The sequence below is a fragment of the Eionea flava genome, assembly GCF_055393785.1.
Genome location: NZ_AP036018.1, coordinates 1727987 through 1750928, shown reverse-complemented (window position 1 = coordinate 1750928; position 22942 = coordinate 1727987). Strand labels below are relative to the sequence as shown.

Sequence of the window (22942 nt, the reverse complement as noted above, 5' to 3'; positions counted from 1 at the left end):
CTGTATATAAAATTATAATAATATTTGATCATGAAAACGTTGAGAAATAAACTTTTGGTTAAGAATCAAAAAGGTGCCTCCCTTGTCAGCTGGCTGGTATATTTACTCGTTGCTGGCATACTTATTCAATACACAATAAAACTGACACCTTATTATATTGATGACCGTTCTGTTCGCGCTGCAATAGTATATTTATCGGAAGACCCTAGATTATCGTCTCTGTCTGGTTCAGAGATAGGTGAGATATTGGCTCAAAATTTTCGAGAAGAAGAGGTTAATCAAAAGGCGTTAAATGCTCTCTCTATTAAGAGAAAAGTAGGTTCACGTTACGTGGTGACCGTTGATTATGCGATTGATGTCCCTTTGATCGCCAATGCAGCTATCCAATTAACGTTCAGTCATTATTTAGATACGTCTAAACCTTCAGAATGTTGTGATCCCCTGTGATAGCTAAGCCGAATTTACAGCAACTTCAACACTGCATTAACTACCAGTTTTCTGATGAATCATTGCTTAAAACAGCATTAACACATCGAAGTTTCTCCTCATCTAATAATGAGCGGCTGGAGTTTTTGGGTGACTCTCTGCTGGGTGTGACGATCTCTCAACAGTTATTTAAACAATTTCCTGATGTGAAAGAAGGCATTTTGTCGCGACAGCGGTCAAGACTCGTTAAAGGGGTGACATTAGCTGCGTTAGCGAGAGAGTTTGCTCTAAGCGATTATCTTATTATGGGGTCGGGGGAGTTAAAAAGTGGTGGCTACCGTAGAGATTCTATTTTGGCAGATGCTGTTGAAGCCATAATTGGCGCTATCTATTTAGATAGCGACATCCAGCAATGCCAAAGTGTCATATTGCATTGGTTTAGTGATCGCTTGCAAAACCTGTCATCACACGATCAGCTTAAAGACCCAAAAACACGCTTGCAAGAATTGTTACAAGCGCAAAAAAAGCCTTTGCCTGCCTATACTGTTGCACATGTAGAAGGGGCTTCTCATGAGCAGCGCTTTACCGTAGGCTGTGAGGTGGCTTTATTGAAGGATATAGTCACAGCTACTGCTAGCAGCCGTCGCCAAGCGGAGCAGGAAGCTGCAACCTGTGTTTTAAAATTACTTAACCGTTGATACAAAACTTATGACAAAAAATTCATCTCGTTGTGGATACATTGCAATTGTGGGGCGTCCTAATGTAGGTAAGTCGACATTGCTGAATCATATATTAGGTCAAAAGCTTAGTATCACATCGCGCAAGCCGCAAACTACCCGTCATAAGCTATTAGGCATTAAGACAACAGAAGACACTCAGTATATTTACGTTGATACACCGGGTCTTCATCAGGGCCAAAAGAAAGCAATTAATCGTTATATGAATCGGGCAGTAACCACGGCTATTCAAGATGTAGACGTTGTTCTATTTATGATCGAAAAGCTCCACTGGTTGCCTGAAGATGAAGTAGTGGCACAGCGTTTAGCTGATTTAAAAACGCCTGTTATCTTGGTCATAAACAAAGTTGATACGATCGATGATAAAGAGATGCTGCTACCGCACATGCAAAAAATGTTAGAGCGAGTCAATGTTGCAGAGATAATTCCAGTTTCTGCCTTGAATAATCAAAACTTAGATCGACTGGAAGAGATTATTCGCACGCGATTACCTGAAGATGACTTTTTTTATGCCGAAGATCAAATTACCGATAGAAGTTCTCGCTTTTTAGCGGCCGAAATCATCCGTGAAAAGATTACTCGTCAACTAGGTGACGAACTTCCTTATCAGATGACGGTTGAAATCGAAGAGTTTACCTATGAAGGTAAAATACTACATATTAACGCTTTAATATTAGTAGAAAGGGAAGGGCAAAAACGTATTCTTATCGGCGATAAAGGCGATCGCCTGAAAAAAATAGGACAGCAATCACGTGAAGATATGCAAGTCTTATTTGATAGCAAAATTATGCTAAAAACATGGGTTAAGGTGAAGTCTGGCTGGTCTGATGATGAGCGAGCCTTACGTAGCCTCGGCTATGATGATCGCTAAAGCGTTATTTTATGGCCGCTATTCACTCATTGCCGTTTAGTAATGTCTCCGGTATCCGTTGATCTAGCTTCTGCTTATGTCCTTCATACTCGCCACTACCGCGATACCAGCCTATTAGTTACGGTGTTAACCGAGACTCATGGAAAATTAACGTTGATTGCACGTGGTGCACGTAAAACGACCAAATCAACAAAAAACCCTCGCTATTTACTTCAGCCCTTTATTCCCTTAGCGTTATCTTGGCAAGGGAAAAGTGCATTAAAGACTCTGACCTCAATGGAGGCCACTTCCCCTCAAATAAATCTCTTAGGTAATCGCTTATATAGCGCGATGTATGTGAACGAGTTACTGGTTTATTTATTACAAGATGATGATGCCAGTAATGTCATATTTGCAATCTACCAAAAAACATTGCAGTTATTAGCGTGCAAGGACTTACCGATAGAAGCAGTACTGCGTCCGTTTGAGTTTTCGCTGCTTGTTGAGTTAGGGTATGGTATCGATTTTGAGCATGAAAGTGATCACTACGAAAGCATAGATCCGGCTAAGCATTATTACTTTTTACCGGATCAAGGCTTTGTTCTAACCGATTTACATCCGGATATTCGAGCAGCCACTTTTAGTGGGCAAGCAGTGATATCTATTGGTCAGCGTGATTACCATTCTACTACTGTGCGACAAGCGGCAAAGTCAATTGCGCGAATAGCGCTTTCTCCCCACTTAAAAAACCGTCAATTGAAAAGCAGAGAACTATTTATGAAACATGAGTAATAATCATCTGTTACTCTTTGATTTATATGCCTTTTTCATTATTTTTAAGTGTTCTTCATACATCGTTATTCTCTATGCATCCATAATTTGAGAAATTATAATTTATGTAAAAGTTTTTATTTTCAATGACTTATGTTTTTTTAAGTTTTAATTAGTATTCTTGTTAGTTGAAAAAAAGTCACCACTTTCTTGCGGTACTTGTAAAAAACTGCTAAACCTAAAGTAACGTTATTTAATTAATTCTGTTATAGCAATAGGGCTAGCACCACGTGCGTGTATAAGAGTTTCCGGTGGAGGCCGACACTTCAATGAAAATTAAAACTAAGTTGATTACTGGTACCTTACTGCTGGCTTTTTGCTCAGTCGGAGTTGTGAGTATCGTGGCTAATTATATTGCCCAAACAAATACTAACGAAGCAATGAGTCTACAGGCGCAGGGTAAAATGTCTTCTATATTGGAGGCTAAAAAATCACACATAGAGCAATACCTTACCAACCTATCAAACCAAATTCGCTTAATCGCTATTGAGCATAATACCGACCAAGCAAATTATCATTTTGCGAATCAATTTACGACACTAGGTGAAGAATTAAAGATAAAGCCAGAACAAAAAGAATTGGTAAAGCAATACTATATTGAAAATTACTTAGCGCCTTATGAGAACAAAAATGGAAAAAGTGCACCTACTGTTGAGCAGTATTTTAAAGGCTTTAAAGAACACCATTGGATGCTGCAATATCAATATATAGTGGCTAATCCTAATGAGCTTGATAAAAAAGCCGATATGGATGCTCCAGCCAACGAATTTTCGGCTTATAGTACAAGCCATCGAAGCTATCATGAAGTATTTCGCAGTTATGTTAGCGATCTTGGTTATGGCGATGTTTATTTTGTTAATGCTGATGGTGAAATTACTTATTCATACCGTAAGGGCTTTGAATTAGGCACTTCATTAGTGGATGGTCCTTTTGCCGACTCTGGTTTAGCGAGAGCTTATAATCGTTCATTGGAAGTTAAAAAGGGCGAAATCGTTATTGAAGACTTTAGCCGTTACGCGCCATTATTAGATTCGCCAGCCGCTTTTGTGGCGTCGCCATTAATTAAATTTAGGCGTGTAAGAGGTGTTTTTATCGTTCAGTTCCCTATTGATGTTATTGACGCGATTATGACCAATGATAAAGAATGGAAAAAGGTGGGCTTAGGGGAAACCGGTGAAAATTATTTGGTAGGTTCTGATTACACATTGCGTAATACCAGCCGCTTGTACTTTGAGCAACCTGATGCGTATATTAATAAATTGCGTGCTTATAATGAAGTTAATCCTCAACCAGTGGACGATATTATTTCTAGTGGTACAGATATTGGCTTACAAAAAATTGTTACGCCTTCTACACAAGCGGCATTGGCGGGAGAAAGCGGTTTTAACATATTTGAACGCTATGATGGACATGAAGTGTTATCCACTTATTCACCTATTAATGTGCAAGGTTTTGATTGGGCAATTGTGAGTGAAATCGACCGCGATGAGGCCTTCAAAAGTGCGACAGAGCTTGCGAAACAGCTCAATTCCTCATTGGCGGTGATAGCAGTGCTCGTTATATTGGTATCGATTGTTGTTGTCCTATTGCTAGCTAATATTATCTTTAAACCGTTACATCTTATTACCCAGCGTATGAACGAGATAGCTAGCGGAGATGGCAATTTGAAAAGCCGTTTAGATGATGCAGGTGATAATGAAATTTCTGAATTCGCAACGAGTTTTAACTTATTTATTTCTAAGCTAGATTATATTGTGGAACAAGTGGCTGAAACTTCCTCGCTGTTATTAACGCAGAGTTCTGGCTTACTCGATTTATCGCAATCAGGTAAAGATCAGTCGTTGAAACAAAAAGACACAATGCAGAATGTCGTTGATTCGATACATCAAATTACGTCAAATATTGATCAAAACAATGAGTATGCTAATTCCACATCAGAAGCGGCTGTTGATGCTAATAAGAAAGCGAATGAAGGTAAGAAGACAACAGATAAGGCGGTGATTGCGATAGAAACAATCTCCAAAGAAGTGAGCGCTACTTCAGAAGCTCTGCAGGGCTTAGAAGATGACTCCAAAAATATCGCAGCGGTATTATCTGTTATTGATGACATCTCAAATCAAACTAATCTTCTTGCGCTTAATGCTGCTATTGAAGCTGCTCGAGCGGGTGAAAATGGTCGCGGCTTTGCAGTTGTTGCCGATGAAGTGCGCAGCTTATCGCACAGAATTCAAACAGAGACACATTCTATTGCTGAAACGATCAATAAATTACAGACTGGTACCGGTGATGCGGTATCAACTATGAAGCGTAGTGTGGAAAAAAGTAAGAGTGGCGTAGAACTAGCATCTGAAGCGGGAACAGTGTTAGAAATGGTTGTTGAAGGTAGTAGTAAAATTAACCAAATGAACGAAAAAATTGCACAAGCTACACAACAGCAGAATGTGATTATTCACACCATTAATAATAATATCGACACAGCGAATGAAGTCACAGAAGCGACGCTGGAATCTTCAATTGCTATTGATGGTATCGGTAGCAAAATATCAGATTTGGCGAATGAGCTACAAGATCTAGTTTCACAGTTTTCACAAGATCAAGGAGATAAAACTGATATCGAAACATAGAGTCTATTTAGACAGCCAATGTATCTCAACACCTTGATCAGAGGTGTTTTCCAATGAAAAAAATTACTTACTACCTAGCTCTTTTATGTTGATGGACTAATAAATACTTTATTAGCCATCTTATGATGATTACACACTAAAGTTACGAAGGCATTATTAGTGAGTGAGGTTGCTTTTTAGATAATAAAAATAAGAATATAAATTGAATGTTGAATAGCTCTACGGTATTAACGACGCTACAAAATATAAATTAAGACTTAATATGAATCAATCCCTTGCTTTCGCTGGCCTATCACTGCTAGTGCAGCAACACGATAAGCTTCTGCGAGGGTTGGGAAGTTAAAAATACTTTCTACAAATATATCGACATCTGCGTTAGATAATAATGCCATTTGTCCGATATGAATAAGCTCTGTAGCGCCTTCACCAACGATCATCACACCGAGTATTTTCTTCCCTTCTCCATCACAGACAATTTTTAGCATACCATCTTGTATGCCAGATATTTGCCCGCGTGCAATTTCTTCAAAAATGGCTTTGCCAATAATAATATCGCCATATTGTTCACGAGCAGCACCTTCGCTAAGCCCAACAGATGATAACTCGGGGATGCCATAAATACCGGTAGGAATGGTTTGGCTCATATCCCCCACAGGAATACCATAGGCATTGCAGGATACGCGTCGCCCTTGTTCCATTGCGGTAGAAGCGAGGGCAGGGGGCCCGATTACGTCACCTGCGGCATAAATGTGCGCAATGGAGGTTTGTAGCTGATCATTAACAGAGAGCAAGCCTTGGTTGTTAAGCGTAATCCCAATTTTATCTAAAGATAAACTGCTCGTATTACCGATCCTGCCTGCAGCGCAGAGCAGTTTTTCACTGACGATTTCTTCACCGTTTTCGCAGCTCGTGACAACTTGTTTTCCATCCCAGCGCGCGCTAGTAACGTTGGTATTACCCAGCCAAGTGCCCCCCATACTTTCAAACGCATGCACAAAATTATGCGTGAGGTCGCCGTCTAAAAAACCTAAAGGTTGTGGGTATTTATCAACCATGGTGACTTTAACCCCAAGCGCTTGAAAAATAGAGGCGTATTCACTGGCAATGACCCCTCCGCCTAATACAGTGAGGCTACTGGGTAAGTACAGCATTGATAAAATAGAGTCACTATCAAAAATATATTCATGATCAATAGGAATATGGTCGGGAGTTCTGGGATAAGACCCTGTAGCAATAACAAACTGTGTGGCGGTTAAGGTAATAGGTTCCGCTAAAGGTCGAACCAACTCTATACTATGCTCGTCAATAAACTCAGCACAGCCATGGATACGTTCGATATGGTTACGGCTGATTTGTTTTTCCATGTAGTTGTCATGAGCTTTTAGTACGTCGTCTAAACGATCAATCAGTACCGACATTTCTAAATTTTCACACAATGAAAAGTTAGATAATTTAGCATTAGCTCGCATGTGAGTGACACGTAGGGCATTTTCTCGTAATGTTTTTGAAGGAATTGTGCCGCGGTGCACACAAGCGCCACCTAAGTAACGATCACGCTCTATTAATGCCACTTTTTTACCCAACTTTGCAGCTTGCACCGCTGATTTTTGACCCGCAGGCCCACTACCAATTACGATGACATCGAAACTTGTGTTTTTGATGATATTCTCTGAACTGTTGGTATTACTCATAGCGCAAGTGCCTTGACATCTTCATTGATTTTAGGAACTAATGCTAAGAGTTCATCAATGTCATCCGGATAAAAGTTCAATAAACGTAATGCGGGTGATTGCCGCAATGCTTCGTCGCTTAATTGTGTTTCATCGGTTGTATGTGTTGCGATTTGACGACTAAACATAACGGCAGCAGCAACATCTGAGTGATTCGGTGCATCATCGAAGTGATGGTGGAAAGTGACAGCTTCCGCAATAATACTGGGTAAACTCCACGAATCAGTAATGACTTCAGATACATCGCGCTGAAATTGTGAAAATAGAACGGTTAAGTCGTAATCGCCCATAATACTTTCTTGTGATGCACGAAAGTCTGCAATGGTTTGTAAGATCACTATTTTGCCAATACTGTGTAGTAAACCACACAAAAATGCGGCCTCTACATTTTTTCGTTGTTTACGTGCGACCTCTTTTGACCATAGAGCCGTTAACAGAGCATGTTGCCAGATAGCATCAACATGCTGTTCATAACCCAATGCCTTAAACAGCTTGTTATTGAGTGATACAGCAATGGCAATATTACTAATTTCTACCATGCCTAAACGAGTAATTGCTTGTTGCAGCGAAACAATATTGGATGCAGCCGAGTAAGCGGCTGAGTTTGCAATGCATATGACGTGCCCAGATAGTGTCGGTTCTGATTGCAAAATGTTGGCGAGTTGTAAGGCATCCGAATCGGGATCCTGAGTAAGTGCTAGCACTTTATGTGTAGCATCAGGAAGTACTGGGACGTCAATGGTTTGTGCCGTAATTGCAGCTTCTAATTGATCAGCAATGGATCGGGCATAAGCGGAGTTGTAATTCATGGGTAAACCTTATGTAGTCGACACTTAACCGTTGGGTAGGTATATTTTTGCTGTTAATTGAATAGTGCTTTTTACATAAAGTGTAGACTAAAAAAAAGAATGTATAGAGAATATACTTGAGTGTATTAACCAGAGTCGCTAATCGGTAAATATAATACGTAACAAAAGAAGAAATATATTCCACATAGCACCCGAATAGGCAATTACTGCTATAATTGGAAACCTAACAGACTGAGTTGTATCTCTACAAACAATATACAGGCAGTCGTTCTATAGCAAATATGCAGGGTATTCTGCGTCATCGTCAATAATTTTTTAGGTTTTCCTGTAAATGAAAATACGTGAAGTCTCCACTATCCCTAGCGACGCACTTGAAGCATTGCTTAGCGCAATACCGTTTTATAAGGCAATAAAAAAACAAGATCAGCAGCAATTCACTAAGTTAATGAGTTTCTCGCGTATTATTCATTTTACGTCCGGTGAAAAAGTTATATCAAAAGGCGATTTAGATACGTGGAGTTATTTTATTGTTAAAGGTCAGCTTATCGTTTCGCTACCTAATGACAATACCAATGAGGGTGAGGGGCATCATGTCAATTACATAACCCCCGGTGAGGTATTAGGTGATCTGTCAGTTTATTTAGAAATGCCAAGAACGGCAGATGTTCATGTCGATGAAAATTGCCGAGAAGCTATTTTATTCGGCACCGATTTTGGTATGTTTGGTGAGCTCACTGACTATAGCCGTATTTCTTTAGCAACAAAGTTAGAATATTATCGCCATGCTATACACAGCGTGCGCTGGAAGCTAGAAATGTATCGATCAAAGTATCGTAGTCATCCACTGGCAGACCAACACCGAGGGATCACTCTGTATACTGGTCCTAAAGATGGCGAGCAAGAATTACGTGCATTGTTTAAGCAGGTCGTTGACTTATCTCAACTGCTGTTAAAATGGAATGCGAGCTTTGGTAGTCTGCATTTTGCTGATGGCGAAATACCGTCTCCAGATCTTAACCTCTAAGCGCTTATTATTATCAAATAAAAGGTGAGTGTTACTCACCTTTTATTTGCCAAGCATCATACCCTCCAATCAAGCTATACACTGTTTCAAACCCTTGTTCATATAAAAACCCAGCAGCATGCTGGCTGCTGTGACCGTGATAACAATAAACCAGAATAGTTTGATCAAATTCAGTATTTTGTACAAATAAATCAATATTTTTATCCGTAATATGCAGGGCGCCTTCGATATGTCCCGTGAGATAACTGTGTTGGTCACGTATATCAATTATAGTTATATTTTTTAGTAGCTTGATGGCTCCAGTTTGGTCGATATTGGCGAAGTGCTTATTCATGGTGAGACCGATTTCAGATTATTTGTAGGTTCTTTTAGCGATCAATAATAAGGAAAAGCGCTAAATTTACGAATCACTTCTATACTCAATGATAGTTATATCTAACCGAAGTGGTGTAGTTACTTGTGATTGTTGTTTATTTTAGTTGTTTAACACAGCGTATTACTCATTCTATCGTACTATATGCGTACTTATTATTGTTCGCATTGCCCCAGCAGGCAATAGCAGAAACTAATGATTCTCAAGATGAACAAATAAAGCAAAAGCGGCTTTGGCTCCCTATTTCTTACCAGCAGTATTACCCCGAAATGTTGACTGCCGCCGATAAAGCCCATAACAATGATTATTGTTATCAATTTATCGATGGCTCCTTAAATGAAAGTGAATCCTCGATGCGAAATATTATCTTTACGTTTCGCTGTAGGACACAAGAAAGGCGCCTGTTTACCCTTAATGTTAATGCGCACACATTACATGTAACAAACTCTTTAGAAGAGTGGATAAAGCAAAAAAAGATAGAAGAAGAGCTTGAGAGACAAGCTGAATTACTCAAAGAAAAGTTAAGAAAAGAGAAAGAAAAAGAGCAGTACTGGGGGATATGTGAGGAGGTATTTACCCGAAAAGCCAATTTATTTACTAATGCCAAGGTAATCTCTGAAATGCCACCAGAGCCAGATGTCAATGAAGTGGGTGAATATATCTATTATATTGAGTTTCAAACATTAAGCTCAAAAAAAACGGTATTAAATTATTTGGCAACGGCAAGTATACATAACCTAGAAAAATGTAATGTTTCTATTCGCCCTTTGTAGTATTTCTAGTGATTGCTTGTTTGTTGTACGTATTGTCTAAATAGCTAATGATTAGTAAGTTGGCATTGGCTTTCATGACTCTGTAAGTATATGAAAAACATAAAAAAACCGCGTCTATATGGTGATATAAACGCGGTTTTTTAGAACTTGCTTAATCGTTATTTCTTTTTAGATGCTTTCTTTACTGTTTTCTTAGCTGCTTTTTTAGCGGTTTTCTTTACAGGTTTTTTGACCGCCTTTTTAGCTTTGCTTTTAGCGGCTAGCTTTTTTGCTGCTGCTTTAGCTTTAGCGGCTACTTTTTTAGCGGCTGCCTTTTCTTTCGCTGCTTTGGCTTTAGCGGCTGCTTTGGCTTTAGCTGCTGCTTTCTTAGCTTTTATCTTAGCTTTAGCCGCTGCTTTTTTTGCTGCTAATTTGGCCTTAGCAGCAGCTTTCTTGGCAGCTACCTTTTCACGTGCCGCTGCTTTTTTAGCCGCTACTTTGGCTTTTGCTACAGCTTTCTTCTCTGCTGCAGCTTTCTTCTTAGCTAGGGCTGCTTTAGCTTTAGCGACAGATTTGTTAATTGCATCAGCTTCTTTTATTTCTGCAGACAGTGATTGTAGGTCAGTTTTAGCTTTAGCAAGAGCAGCTTTTGCTTGTTCGGTATTCGCTTTAGCTGCAACGACAGCCTTTTTAGCGACGATGGCTTGTTTAGCTGTAGCCGCTGTTTTTTTCTTTTTAGCGAGTGCACTCACTTTTGCAGCCGCTGCTTTTGATTTTTTGGTCGCATCAGCAACAGATTTAGAATTTTTTGTAATTTCTTTCTTTAGCGAAGCTAATTGTTTCTGTTGTGCAGAAGCTAGTTGTTTTTCTAGTTTAGCGATAGATGATGCAATTTCTTTTACAGGATCAGCTGCTTTTTTAGATACGGCCATGGAAAATTTCCTATGTTGGGTTGTATTAATGATAAATTCTGAACAACGCGAATTATACAGCTAATAATAGCAGAATAAATATTTTGCAAGAAAAATTCATCGTTTTTTTCGTTTTTTTCGTTTTTTTGATAAAAAAAACATGTTTTTGGTGAATAAATATCAAAACTAGGCTTTGTAATGAATAAATTTTAGTACTTTTTGAAAAATTTACCTAAACGTGCAAAGAATTCATTGTTTACTTATCGTTTCATAATGGACCATTAGGTAAAAACTTATTATCACTTTCTTTTTTTATCCACGTAAGTAATTCGCGGTCTATCTTTTCGCCCTTTTTTTTTAAACCTCTTGTCAGGCCAATAACAGGGGATAACTCATCAGCTCGCCATTGGGAGTATTGCATTTCAGCTAATGTAAAAAATTTAATGAGTGCGATAATCGCTTCGTTAGATAAGCCTTCACTGATAGTTATCCAGAGCGCCTTAGGTTGCTGCATGATGGCACGGTGCTGTTCTTGCTCCTGAGGTGTTAAAAAGGAACGAATGTCACAGCCGTTTTTATCCAGCATAAAGTTAATGGTACGTAATAAAAAGTCATTCTTTATGCAGTACTTATTTGTACTTGCTTGTGTAGATTGTTCAGGGCTCCATGTATTCACGTTGGTAGTGTCGGTCATTTCGCTAGTACTCCTTGGTTACTGTTTTAAACGAGATATTTAAGTGATCTCTGATCAAGTTATTACGGCTTTTTCTATTATTAAAATCATTTTTCTTGATAACGGCCCACTTTACTTTAAAGAAGGCTGAATTCAGATTTAGTCAGGTATTTCTTAAATAAGATTAATTGTTTTTAAGGGCTCAGTGTAATTGGCTCTTCTACTATACGCCATGATAAATTACACTGTTTTTATATACAGTTTTCATGTGGGCCATTTGTGACTTTATACTTAGTTCTATTTTTAAATAATGGCATCAATAAATGGTATTCGATCACTAGATTCCATTTTTAGTGGAGTAGAAATAAGGTAACAAACTAGTAGGAGAAAATATTTTTTGCAACGAAAAATTATTCACTGCGATGCTGATTGTTTTTTTGCGGCTATAGAGATGCGAGATCATGCTTCCCTCAGGGGGATTCCTTTAGCTGTTGGTGGTGACCCTTCACGCCGAGGGGTGATTGCAACCTGTAATTATGAGGCAAGAATATTCGGTGTTCGATCAGCTATAGCCTCTGCCTATGCAAAAAAATTATGCCCACATTTACACATTGTTCCGCATAATATGGAAAAATATCGTGCGGCGGCTCAACAGCTAATATCAATATTCAAGGATTATACGCATCTTGTAGAGAGTCTATCACTGGATGAAGCATTTTTAGATGTTTCAGCAAGTGGAAAATGTAACGGGAGTGCAACGTTAATAGCTAAAGAGATTCGCCAACGGGTAAGATCAGAAGTGGGCATTACTATATCAGCAGGGGTATCCTCTAATAAATTTTTGGCTAAAGTTGCGAGTGAGTGGAAGAAGCCTGATGGATTGACAGTGATAGAACCATCACGCATTCCTTTTTTTATGAAAAATTTACCCGTGAGCTGTATATCTGGTGTGGGTAAAAAGACCCTAGCAAAATTAAATAATATGGGAATCTATCAGTGCTCGGATATTGTCCATTATCAAATACCTGCTCTTACTCAGGTATTGGGTAAGTTTGGTCAGCGCCTTTATGATTTATCTCAGGGAATTGATGATCGTAGTGTAAACCCAAATCCAGATAGAAAGTCTCTTAGTGTTGAGAAAACGCTAGAGAGTAATATTCAATGGATAAATAGCTTGAATGAGATAGGTCAATTACGAGAACGGTTATTAACACGTATTGAGCGCCTTCCTAATGATCAGCAGCACTTTGTTAAAGTCTTCATTAAAATCACATTTGATGATTTCTCTAAAACGTCAATAGAAATACAAAGCCAACAATTATCGATTGAATTGTGTCAATCTTTGTTTAAACAAGGCTGGCAAAGATATAAAAAAGCCATCAGATTACTGGGTATAGGTGTTCGTTTCTCAGCAGGTACTACTGGGTATGATCAATTAAAACTGTTTGATTAACACTTGTTTGAGTTTATGCCAGTGACGCTAAAGAGGGGCATTTAAGTGTACCGACTTTGTGTAAAGCATTGTTGCTATATTGCGGCCTCTCTTATGTTAGTAAAAACATTGAGAGGTCACAATATCCTGGATAGCTATCTCTTTAAGAACTAATAAATCAAGTCTACTTGTAATGAGTTATCGAATATCACACTCATCAATACTAAACTGGCCTACAGCGTCATTTAATGTATCTATAGAGGCAGACATTTCTCGGGTTTTTTCGATAGCCATTGTTGCGCCTTCATTGTTTTTAGTAGAAATTTGGGCGATTTCTTCTACATTTCCTTTCACCGTTTCACTTACGGCGCTTTGTTCTTCGGCACTAGTGGCGATGCGTAAATTCATGGCATTAATGTCGCTAATCTGCGTTTGAATTGACTGTAATGCCTCTTGTGCTTTCTCAGCTTCTTCAACACAGCTGTTAACGGCATCGTGTCCATTGTTCATTACATTAACGGCAGTATTGGCATTTTGCTGTAGCTTTTCAATAATGCTATTAATTTCAAGGGTAGATTCTTGTGTGCGGCTAGCTAGTGCTCTTACCTCGTCGGCAACTACCGCAAAGCCACGGCCTTGCTCTCCTGCACGTGCAGCTTCGATAGCGGCGTTGAGTGCGAGTAAATTCGTTTGTTCGGCGATACCATTGATGACTCCGACTACCGAGCCAATGGTTTCGCTGGTATGTTCTAATTCGCGAATAATAGTCACGGCTTCTTCTACATTACTTGCCACTGTCTGAATAGAGTTAGACGTTAGTCCCATAATTTCGGTACCGTGGTTTGTCGCAACCATTGCCTGCGAGGCGGCTTGCTCGGCACTGGTGGCGCTCTCGGCAGATTCATTAGCCGCTAAGCTCATTTCAACGATAGATTGGTTCACTTGTTGAGAAGAAATATATTGCTGTTCAGCACCACTGGCATTGTCTTGGGCGATGGCTTCCATCGTTTCAGCAACCTGTTTTAGGCTTTTTGCTTCTACACTAATACTGGCGACTAATTGTTGAATTTTTTCAATAAATTCATTAATTAATCCAGACAATATACCGGTTTCATCTTCGCTATTGTTTTCAAGTCGGCTACATAGGTTGCCATCTCCTTTCGCGAGGTCACGTACTAGGTCTATCATGCGGTGTAACGGTTTCATTAAGATTTTAGCAAATACATAAATAGCGCCGAGTGACAGAACAATCGCAATTAAAGCGGTAAATATCGCGGTAGAATTAATTTTTCCTAATAATTCTTGAGTGGGTAATACGGCCTCGGCCAAGTCCATTTCGCTCAAAATAATCCATTTTTGATTGAGCACTTTGACAGGAGCATAAGCGACGAGTACTTCTTCGCCTGTGTACTTGATGTAGTGCATGGTGCCTACGTCACCTGCTTTGGCCCGATCTACTGCGGGATTATTAAGGTCGAGTAACCCGATATTGGTTTCGAGCTGCTCCATACGATCAATTTTATCGCTTGTTGTTAATTTTAAATCACGTGCAAGTTTAATAAACCCGGGCAAGTCTTCAATTATCGTGCGGATATTACTGCGCGCTATTCCATCAGCCCCAACTAACATGGTTTCGCCGGTGTCGCCTAAACCGGCTTGTTGCCACTTTTCGTGGTGTGTCATAAAGACATTCACTTTATCTATGGGTGCTTGAATAATCAGTACGCCAATCTTTTGGGTGCCATCATAGATAGGAGAGGACATAAAAGCGGCAGGCGCATTGTAAGAGGGGGTATAGGTATCAAAGTCAGTCAGATAGACAAATTCGGGGTTGTTCGCACTAGCGGCTTTTTTAAAGGCTTCGCCAATACCACTGTTCGCGTAGGCGCCAGATTTTAGTGATGTTGCGTAGTCTAATTCTTTGTACACGGAATAGATGATATTACCGTTGTTAATATCCGCGATAAAAACATCATAAAAGCCAAAATGATATAAAAATTCGCGAGTATGTGGATGAAAAGCCGCATGCGTTTTGCTGTAACTGCTGCCATCGCTGGCGGCGCTATCTAATAATTCTTTATTACCTAAAGGGTGCGTATTGTTGGCAATATAGCTGTATTGTAGTGCTAGTGCAGTATTGTCGAGTTGAGATAACATCGCGTTCGTGTTGATGTCGCGCTGGTTAATACGCTGAAACTCTTTTCCGTATTGGTTGGTGTAATAGTCTTGCACGGCTTTTTTTTGTGCATTCACAGGCGGTAAGCCTTGAGCTTCTTGTGTATAACTGGCAAAGCTGGTGGTAAATGCTTTTGTGGCCTCTACCACACGAGGGTCAGACGAGGTGATTTGCGCAACCCCTTTTATGCCCTCAAAGTAGTCTTGTAGGGCTTGAGAGGTGAGTTCTCGCACCGATATTAGCTCTTTGAGGGTGATTTTTTCCAAAGCCACGGACGATTGTTTGCCCGCAATATGACTAATAGATAACGAGGTAAATGCGAGTGCTACGGTAATAAGTGAGCAAGTACCAATTAATAGCTTCGTTTGAATTTTCATATTACAACCAATGTCTCGTTAATAATGTGTATTTAATAGTACTGAGTGCTCGAATTATTAAAAGCTCAGACCGTCTTATTAGGTGTAGCTGAAAAATTAGGCTTTTTCCAATAAAGAGCGCATTTTTTTTGGTGAATACTCGGTGATATATCTCTGAGCGATAAGGTAGGTAAAAGGGTTAAGATAAAGTTATTGGAAGGTGTTTTTTGGTTACTTATTGCACCAATAGCGGGTTGCTGGTGTAGTCTTTACTCTATACCGTTGACTTTATTTGATCGAAAACCTCTTTCGCATTGATGAGCCACTCCCATTTTTGCGAGTGGTTTAAACAAATCTAGATGAGTAGTATTGATGAATAATAAAGATGATAAACCTAGCCGCCATTCTGGTTGGCACCAAAAAAACTCGACGGTGGTTTATGATAACCCTTGGATTCAAGTCTCTCACGATGAAGTAATCACACCAGCTAATACCCCCGGTATCTATGGCGTGGTTCACTTTAAAAACCATGCGATTGGTATTTTGGCCGTCGATGACGAGGACTATACGTGGCTAGTGAAGCAAACACGGTATGTGTTAGGCCAACCTACGTGGGAAATACCCGAAGGTGGTTGTCCATTGGGAGAAGCCCTGATTGATGCAGCACAGCGAGAGTTAAAAGAAGAAACTGGCTTATTGGCGGCAGATTGGCAGCCGTTTTTAGAAATGGACTTGTCAAACTCTGTTACCGATGAGCAAGCGACAGTATTTTTAGCAAAAACACTTACTCAAGGCGCCAATGCGTTAGAGCCGACGGAAGATATTGAGGTGTGGCGCTTACCGTTAACGCAAGCAATAGATATGGTATTACAAGGCGAAATACGAGATGCTATTTCTGTAGCGGCGTTATTAAAAGCCAAAGCCTGTTTGGTATAGGGTCGTTGTTTATCACCTGTTATTAAACAGCATAGACAGGGCTTCTTTCTCTGCCGTACTGACTTGTTGATCTTTTTCATCTTCTGGTTTATTGAAACAAACGCGGTTTCGGCCTTGTTCTTTGGCGGCATAGAGCTGTTCGTCAGCGGCTTCGATAAGACTGCCGCTTGCAGGGTCTTTGGTGCCATCGTAAACACTGAGCCCCGCGCTAGCGGTTAGCGTAATATGCGATGCACTACCATCTTTAAGGGTGACTTCAAGTGGTGAATTTTCAATTGATTGACGAATTCGTTCTGCCACGCGTGCGCCAGTTACAATATCGGTACTCGGTAAAATAATGGCAAACTCTTCACCGCCATAGCGACAGGCAATATCTAATTTACGAACATTGTCGATAATACACTGCGCAATTAGACAGAGAGCATCATTGCCTTTTTCATGCCCCCATTCGTCATTGACTCGTTTAAAGTGATCAATGTCGACCATAATTAATGTTGTTGCTTGTAGCGTACGCTGGGAGCGCTCAATCTCTTGCGAAAGTACTTGGCTAAAATGGCGATAATTAAATAAGTGGGTGAGTGGGTCGGTGTTGACGAGTTGAGATAGACGATCAACTTCATCACTGAGTGTTTTTATTTCTTGATTGCGCTGGCAGAGGTTACCGTCGGCGCAGTTAATCGAAGTAGAGTCGCTCATTGATGCCCTATTATCTGTTTGTGATCAAAACAAATGGTACGAAACCACTGTAAATCACCTTTATGCATAGATTATAGCGGGTAATTATTGAATTGTAGGGATAAATTGTCTACGTGAGCTTTAGACATTGGTCTGTGAATTGATCGCTTGGGTGCCAAGTGAGGAAGAATGGCGAAAATAGGGCGTTGAACACCTGCTTATGCAGGTGTGATACGTAAAAATGGGTTGATCAATCGCCCCACCATACTGGTTAGCTTAACCGGTGCGAGTTCAACGGATAAGCACAGGCAGTCTTCGTTACTTGATGCCATGGGTTGATGCTTGTCACCGGGTTGTTTCAGTAAAAAGTCACCTTGCTGATAAACGCTATCTTCGTCAGAAAAGCTGCCTTTTAATACGACAGTCATTTCTAGGGCATTATGATCGTGTTGGGGTACTTGTCCACCCGATCGGATTTTTTGTAGTGACACAGCATATTTATCTTGGCCGGCAACTAGGCTTGCTGAATGTAAATTACGTGTTACCCGTCGCCAGTTAACCGGGTTGTACTGCATCATCTTTTTTACGGACTTGGGTAATGCCGCATATTTTTTAGCAAGAGGTACCGTTGGTGCGTTTGTCGCGGATGTGCCTACCGGTGCAGAGGTTTTTTTATCTATTATCGACATTAACGCAGTAAAAGCATCGTCGTTATCACAGGTTTGATCTGCGATGCTGCCTAGATTTTTTGTATCAGAAGATACACTAACTACGTCCTCGCTCATTGTGCTAAGCAGCGCACCACCTAATTGTTCCAGTTTATTGACTTCATTTCTGCAATGGCTGCAGTAGTGTAAGTGGCTGCTAATAGCGATAGCGGGCCCTGTTTCCAGTGTCCCGGCAGCGTACTCAATGAGTAAATTTTTGTCTGGATGATGTTGTGGTGATGTATTCATAGCTAGGCATTACATTGTTTGGTGGTCGTTGTTTTCAATAGCGTGTGTGTTGAGTGGTTTTGCTATTGCTCGTTTTGTTTGGTATCGGCAAGCATGACTTGCAGTTTCTTCTGAGCCAGTCTCACTCGAGACTTTACGGTACCTAATGGTAGGCTTAGCTCGGTGGCAACTTCGGTATGAGATTTCGCTTCCATATAAACCTTTCTGATCACGACTTGCTGCTCATCTGGCAGTGCTAGCAGTTTTTCTTTTATCAGCGACTCGTCTCGTTTGTGAGTAAGAAAAGTGTAGGGGCCGTTTTCAGTGGTGTCTTCCCAAATATCTTCCGTTTCTATTGATGTAGTGTTGGCATACTTATTTTGACGTCTTAACATGTCAATACGAGTATTACGTGCCAAAGTGAAGATCCATGTGCTAGCGGCGGCCTTTGACGGGTCGTAAGAAGAGGCCTTTTGCCACACTTTAATCATCACTTCTTGTATCAGCTCCTCAATCATCTGATAGGAGCTCTGCGTGGGGTATTTGCCAATAAAGTAGTTTTTAAGCAGTGGTGAAAAATGCTCGAAGAGCGCTTTAAATGCTACGCGATCTTGAGACTTGCTCAATTTGACCAGATGCTCGTTCCACTCTTTAGTCGTACTTTTAGTGGTCGCGCTGGTAGGGGGCTGGGTATTCATTGTTGAAACATTACCCTTAACTGAACCCGTTACACTTGCAGCGGATTGATTGGATGATGGGTTTTCCAGTATAGCGCTTGCAGATGACATTTTCATTGCTTCCAATTAATTGTCTGGTTGGTTTATTTCACACTACGATCTTTACGTTCTTTAGAAGCTACTGGATGACTAATAAAGTTATCTAATAATAATTGGTGACTCGCTAACATAGGCTCTTTTTACTGGTTACTAGGTGGCTGAGAACGATGTCGTATGCTTTCTTAGTGATAGGATTTGATCCATCAATTTTTGTGGTGCGTATGTATCGCAAAATGAACAATTATAGTTAAAGCACCGCTGGTGTAGCGCTCATAGGATAAGGAGAAATAATGCAGGCCGATATACTTACCGTGATTGATGACTTTAAACAGTACTACAGTCATTTCTCCAGCCGCGATATGGATGCTCTTAATACGTTTTATAGTGAAAATTTGATTTTTTCAGACCCAATACACCAAATAGAGTCGCTGGGCGACGTAAAGCAGTATTTTTCTTCTATGTGCGATAATTTGACAGAATGTCGTTTCGAGTTTGTCGGTGAAACTATCGGTGACAGTAGTGCTTGGTTTAAGTGGGTTATGCATTATCGTCACCCTAGGCTAAAAAATAATTCCCCGCTGTTACTCACCGGTGCCACTTACATTAAATTTTGTGATACTCCGTCAGGGTTACGTATTTGTTCGCATGAAGATTTCTATGATATGGGGAGCATGCTTTATGAACATACGCCGATACTTGGGCGTTGTGTGAGTTGGTTAAAGCAGCAGCTCACTAAAGCCGCCTAAGCTAAATAATTCAGGTATTCGGATCACTCATGACTTACTCAACCTCTATTACCGATAAAACCATCTGGATCGTGGGTGCAAGCTCAGGTATTGGTAAATCAATGGCAATCAAACTGGCTGCTGCAGGCAATACGGTGATTGTTAGTGCTCGTAGTGAAGAGAAGCTGCACGCACTGGTGAAAACGCATCCTAATAATTTAACAGCCTTACCGGCAGATATTAGCCAAGATAGTCATGTTGACGATATTAAGCAGCGCCTACGAGGGATTACCGAGCATATCGATATTATTGTTATTGCTGCTGGTACGGTTGAGTATGAAGATGATGTATCGTTAACGACGGCGATGTATCGTCGTGTATTTGATGTTAATTTTTTTGGTACTGTCAATGCTTTAGCAATAGCGAAGCCTTTGCTAGAAGCAGCCCCACAAAAATCTCACATTGTTGGTTTAAGTAGTCAATCAATGATGATTGGTTTTCCACGAGCTGAGGCTTATGGTGCATCCAAAGCAGCGGTTGATTATTTTTTACATGCCTTGATGATTGATCTGCCTCGTCGTCAGTTTGATGTCAGTGTTGTTCGTCCAGGATTTGTTGAAACACCAATGACATCGGTGAATGATTTTCCGATGCCATTTTTAATGAATGCTGATAAGGCCGCGGATCGTATTTTACGTGGCATGGAAAAGCGTAAACGACTGATTGTTTTTCCTAAACGCCTTTCATTCATCTTACGTTTACTATCGTGCATACCGGGTTTCTGGTATAACTGCTTGGGGCCAAAAACAAGTAGAGACTAGTCCGCTTTTGGGCAGTGTTTTAATACCAACCTATGCATAACAATAAAAATTATTAGAAGAGTCTTATATGAAAATTGCCGTTATAGGATCGGGCATTTCGGGTCTTACCTCTGCTTATCTCTTGTCTAAAAAACATGATGTGGTTCTTTATGAAGCGGGTGATCGCTTAGGTGGCCACACCGCAACGATGGATATTGAGTATCAACGTAAGCACTATTCTATAGATACCGGTTTCATCGTTTTTAATGATTGGACTTATCCGCTGTTTCAGCAGTTACTTGAACAATTAGGTGTGACCTCCAAGCCAACAGAGATGGGCTTTAGTGTTAGTTGCGAAGCGAGTGGCTTGGAGTATAGCGGTGATAGTATAGATACGTTGTTTGCGCAGCGTCGCAATATTGTGAGTCTTAGCCACTGGCAGATGATTAAAGACATTTTGCGCTTTAACAAACAGGCGCCTATTGATGTTGACAAAGGAGGGGAGTTTTCCTCGATGACCTTAGGTGATTATCTGACAAGCCGTGGTTACAGTGAAGTATTTATTGATAAATATCTTGTGCCAATGGGATCAGCCATTTGGTCGGCAAGCACCTCTGTGATGCAAGCTTTCCCATTACAATTTTTTGTTCGGTTTTTTGTTAATCATGGATTATTAAGTGTTAATCATCGACCTCAGTGGCATGTAGTTAATGGTGGTTCTAAATCGTATATTGCGCCACTTGTTGAATCTTTCAAAGATTGTATTCGCTTATCGACACCGGTGACTTCTATTGTTCGCGATAACATCGATGGCGCAAATACAGTGACGATTACCAGCAACAACTACGGTGAAGAGAAATACGATCATGTCATTATAGCGACACACAGTGATCAAGCTTTGGCGCTATTGAGTGATGCTACCAATGATGAAAGCAGCGTGTTGGGTGATATCGCTTATCGCAATAATGATGTAGTACTGCACACCGACGAAAGATGTTTACCTCACAACAAAAAAACATGGTCCAGTTGGAATTATTCGATACCGAAATCGGCCACTCATGACGATACGCCGCCTGTACTCACATACAATATGAATATTTTACAAGGGATTGATGCGCCTTGTACTTTTTGTGTCACACTCAATAATACCGATCAAATTGATCCCCAAAAAATTATTGGCCGTTATCAATATGCACATCCTGTGTTTTCGCTACAGGCGATTGCCGCCCAGCAACGTTGGGCCGATATTAATGGCCAGAAAAATACGTGGTTTTGTGGCGCTTACTGGGCTAACGGCTTTCATGAAGATGGAGTTAAAAGTGCAACACGTGTTGCGGAAAAATTTGGTATTACGCTGTCTTCATGATGAGTTCGTCAGTACACGTCACACCGTCTTCTACGCCGTTAACCACGACTGTTGATTCTTTTGGTGCCGCTAGAGAAAAAGGTGCCTCTACGATTAAGGATCCTTGGTACAGTGCTATCTATGAAGGTACGGTACGCCATCGTCGATATACACCAAAACACCATGAGTTTACGTATCGGGTATTTATGGTTTATGTTGATTTACAAGAAATAGATTCGGTGTTTTCACAAACACCATGGTGGTCGAGCAAAAAACTATCGTTGGCGTGGTTTAGGCGTAAAGATTTTTTTGATGGACAAGCCAGCGTTAATCTTTATGACGCGGTAGCAAATTATGTAGAAAAAGAAACTAGCCGCCGCCCTGTGGGGGCGATACGTATGCTAACTAACTTACGCTATTTTGGTTTCTTAATTAACCCTATTACTTGCTACTACTGTTTTGATCAAGAGGGACAACAATTAGAAACCGTTGTTGCTGAGGTGACCAATACCCCTTGGGGGCAGCGTCGTCATTACATTATTGATCTGCAACATACGCATCGGGAAAGTGAAAGCGATACTCACGCGTTAAGTAAGCAGAAGCGAGTAATGCCATCACCAGCGGTACTTTTTGAAAAAACAATGCATGTGTCACCGTTTCAACCAATGGATTTAGTGTATGGTTGGAGAGGAAAGGCGCCCACGCAGCAATTAGCCATACATTTAGATGTTTTTAAAAACGAGATTGATGCCGATGGTAGTAGACCAAAGGTTAAAAAGAGTAAGATTGCGTTAGCTAGCGATGCATCGTCTCCGGTTTTTGATGCGACGTTACTACTTAAACGTTGTCCGATGACAAAGAACGAAATGAACAAAAAAATCTTTCGCTATCCTTTGATGACTATTAAAGTTTTCGCTGCTATCTATTGGCAAGCGATGAAATTGTGGGTAAAAAAAATCCCTTTTTATGGTGCCCCTGAGTATAAATCTACGAAATATAGTGCCGACGTATATGATGAACAGAAAAGATAAACCATGCGAGCAGGA

The 22942-nt window shown here is 40.4% G+C and carries 22 protein-coding genes; 13 read left to right on the top strand and 9 right to left on the bottom strand.

Annotated elements, in window-relative coordinates; all coding sequences use genetic code 11:
- Nucleotides 1-54 precede the first annotated feature (54 nt).
- From ACZ5O6_RS07645 to ACZ5O6_RS07625, 5 genes are all read left to right on the top strand, one after another.
- Complete coding sequence (locus ACZ5O6_RS07645; protein WP_464283493.1) at nucleotides 55-447, top strand: DUF4845 domain-containing protein; 393 nt, start codon at nucleotides 55-57, stop codon at nucleotides 445-447.
- Complete coding sequence (rnc, locus tag ACZ5O6_RS07640) at nucleotides 447-1124, top strand: ribonuclease III (protein WP_447092367.1); 678 nt, start codon at nucleotides 447-449, stop codon at nucleotides 1122-1124. Before ACZ5O6_RS07645 ends, rnc begins: the two co-directional genes overlap by 1 nt.
- Before the next feature lie 10 nt (nucleotides 1125-1134).
- Nucleotides 1135-2034 (top strand): GTPase Era, encoded by a 900-nt coding sequence (gene era, locus ACZ5O6_RS07635; RefSeq protein ID WP_447092312.1) that lies wholly within the window; start codon nucleotides 1135-1137, stop codon nucleotides 2032-2034.
- 42 nt (nucleotides 2035-2076) lie between these two features.
- A complete protein-coding gene (recO, locus tag ACZ5O6_RS07630; RefSeq protein ID WP_447092313.1) occupies nucleotides 2077-2805 on the top strand; it encodes a DNA repair protein RecO in 729 nt (242 codons plus the stop codon).
- A 308-nt stretch (nucleotides 2806-3113) separates the two neighbouring features.
- On the top strand, nucleotides 3114-5468 hold the full coding sequence (locus tag ACZ5O6_RS07625; RefSeq protein WP_447092314.1) for a methyl-accepting chemotaxis protein: 2355 nt from the start codon (nucleotides 3114-3116) through the stop codon (nucleotides 5466-5468).
- Nucleotides 5469-5725: 257 nt separating this feature from the next.
- Here ACZ5O6_RS07625 and sthA read toward each other — a convergent pair whose 3' ends face one another.
- A complete protein-coding gene (gene sthA, locus ACZ5O6_RS07620) occupies nucleotides 5726-7159 on the bottom strand; it encodes a Si-specific NAD(P)(+) transhydrogenase (protein WP_447092315.1) in 1434 nt (477 codons plus the stop codon).
- Entirely contained in the window at nucleotides 7156-8007 is an 852-nt protein-coding gene (locus ACZ5O6_RS07615) for an HDOD domain-containing protein (RefSeq protein ID WP_447092316.1), read from the bottom strand. The genes sthA and ACZ5O6_RS07615 overlap by 4 nt, the downstream gene beginning before the upstream one ends.
- Nucleotides 8008-8338: 331 nt before the next feature.
- On the opposite strand from ACZ5O6_RS07615, the gene ACZ5O6_RS07610 reads away from it, so the two are divergent.
- Nucleotides 8339-9031: a cyclic nucleotide-binding domain-containing protein gene (locus ACZ5O6_RS07610; RefSeq protein WP_447092317.1), complete on the top strand. Its 693-nt coding sequence runs from the start codon at nucleotides 8339-8341 to the stop codon at nucleotides 9029-9031.
- A gap of 31 nt (nucleotides 9032-9062) precedes the next feature.
- Here ACZ5O6_RS07610 and glpE read toward each other — a convergent pair whose 3' ends face one another.
- The gene (gene glpE / locus ACZ5O6_RS07605) at nucleotides 9063-9365 is read right to left on the bottom strand and encodes a thiosulfate sulfurtransferase GlpE (protein ID WP_447092318.1); all 303 of its coding nucleotides are present in this window, start codon (nucleotides 9363-9365) and stop codon (nucleotides 9063-9065) included.
- A 125-nt stretch (nucleotides 9366-9490) separates the two neighbouring features.
- Here glpE and ACZ5O6_RS07600 point away from each other — a divergent pair, with 125 nt between their 5' ends.
- Nucleotides 9491-10177, top strand: a complete 687-nt coding sequence (locus ACZ5O6_RS07600; RefSeq protein WP_447092319.1) for a hypothetical protein — start codon at nucleotides 9491-9493, stop codon at nucleotides 10175-10177.
- A 158-nt stretch (nucleotides 10178-10335) separates the two neighbouring features.
- On the opposite strand, the gene ACZ5O6_RS07595 is transcribed toward ACZ5O6_RS07600, so the two are convergent.
- Entirely contained in the window at nucleotides 10336-11088 is a 753-nt protein-coding gene (locus ACZ5O6_RS07595) for a hypothetical protein (RefSeq protein WP_447092320.1), read from the bottom strand.
- A gap of 247 nt (nucleotides 11089-11335) precedes the next feature.
- Nucleotides 11336-11761 (bottom strand): hypothetical protein, encoded by a 426-nt coding sequence (locus ACZ5O6_RS07590; protein WP_447092321.1) that lies wholly within the window; start codon nucleotides 11759-11761, stop codon nucleotides 11336-11338.
- 376 nt (nucleotides 11762-12137) lie between these two features.
- Here ACZ5O6_RS07590 and dinB point away from each other — a divergent pair, with 376 nt between their 5' ends.
- On the top strand, nucleotides 12138-13193 hold the full coding sequence (gene dinB / locus ACZ5O6_RS07585) for a DNA polymerase IV (RefSeq protein WP_447092322.1): 1056 nt from the start codon (nucleotides 12138-12140) through the stop codon (nucleotides 13191-13193).
- 177 nt (nucleotides 13194-13370) lie between these two features.
- On the opposite strand, the gene ACZ5O6_RS07580 is transcribed toward dinB, so the two are convergent.
- Nucleotides 13371-15725, bottom strand: coding sequence for a methyl-accepting chemotaxis protein (locus tag ACZ5O6_RS07580; RefSeq protein WP_447092323.1), 2355 nt, complete (start codon nucleotides 15723-15725; stop codon nucleotides 13371-13373).
- Nucleotides 15726-16076: 351 nt separating this feature from the next.
- Here ACZ5O6_RS07580 and ACZ5O6_RS07575 point away from each other — a divergent pair, with 351 nt between their 5' ends.
- Nucleotides 16077-16640 carry an NUDIX domain-containing protein gene (locus ACZ5O6_RS07575; RefSeq protein ID WP_447092324.1) on the top strand — a complete coding sequence of 188 codons (564 nt, stop codon included), beginning with the start codon at nucleotides 16077-16079 and terminating at the stop codon, nucleotides 16638-16640.
- 12 nt (nucleotides 16641-16652) lie between these two features.
- Here the strand turns inward: ACZ5O6_RS07575 and ACZ5O6_RS07570 are convergent, their stop codons facing one another.
- The 3 genes from ACZ5O6_RS07570 to ACZ5O6_RS07560 all read right to left on the bottom strand — a co-directional run bounded on the left by ACZ5O6_RS07570 (nucleotide 16653) and on the right by ACZ5O6_RS07560 (nucleotide 19044).
- The gene (locus ACZ5O6_RS07570) at nucleotides 16653-17336 is read right to left on the bottom strand and encodes a GGDEF domain-containing protein (protein ID WP_447092325.1); all 684 of its coding nucleotides are present in this window, start codon (nucleotides 17334-17336) and stop codon (nucleotides 16653-16655) included.
- 197 nt (nucleotides 17337-17533) lie between these two features.
- Nucleotides 17534-18271: a ChrR family anti-sigma-E factor gene (locus tag ACZ5O6_RS07565; RefSeq protein WP_447092326.1), complete on the bottom strand. Its 738-nt coding sequence runs from the start codon at nucleotides 18269-18271 to the stop codon at nucleotides 17534-17536.
- 62 nt (nucleotides 18272-18333) lie between these two features.
- Nucleotides 18334-19044, bottom strand: a complete 711-nt coding sequence (locus ACZ5O6_RS07560; protein WP_447092327.1) for a sigma-70 family RNA polymerase sigma factor — start codon at nucleotides 19042-19044, stop codon at nucleotides 18334-18336.
- A gap of 272 nt (nucleotides 19045-19316) precedes the next feature.
- On the opposite strand from ACZ5O6_RS07560, the gene ACZ5O6_RS07555 reads away from it, so the two are divergent.
- The 4 genes from ACZ5O6_RS07555 (at nucleotide 19317) to ACZ5O6_RS07540 (ending at nucleotide 22927) form a co-directional block, all read left to right on the top strand.
- Nucleotides 19317-19772 (top strand): nuclear transport factor 2 family protein, encoded by a 456-nt coding sequence (locus tag ACZ5O6_RS07555; protein WP_447092328.1) that lies wholly within the window; start codon nucleotides 19317-19319, stop codon nucleotides 19770-19772.
- Nucleotides 19773-19801: 29 nt separating this feature from the next.
- The gene (locus tag ACZ5O6_RS07550) at nucleotides 19802-20572 is read left to right on the top strand and encodes an SDR family NAD(P)-dependent oxidoreductase (RefSeq protein WP_447092329.1); all 771 of its coding nucleotides are present in this window, start codon (nucleotides 19802-19804) and stop codon (nucleotides 20570-20572) included.
- Between the two features lie 67 nt (nucleotides 20573-20639).
- On the top strand, nucleotides 20640-21917 hold the full coding sequence (locus ACZ5O6_RS07545; protein ID WP_447092330.1) for an NAD(P)/FAD-dependent oxidoreductase: 1278 nt from the start codon (nucleotides 20640-20642) through the stop codon (nucleotides 21915-21917).
- Complete coding sequence (locus ACZ5O6_RS07540; RefSeq protein ID WP_447092331.1) at nucleotides 21914-22927, top strand: DUF1365 domain-containing protein; 1014 nt, start codon at nucleotides 21914-21916, stop codon at nucleotides 22925-22927. The genes ACZ5O6_RS07545 and ACZ5O6_RS07540 overlap by 4 nt, the downstream gene beginning before the upstream one ends.
- Nucleotides 22928-22942 lie beyond the last annotated feature (15 nt).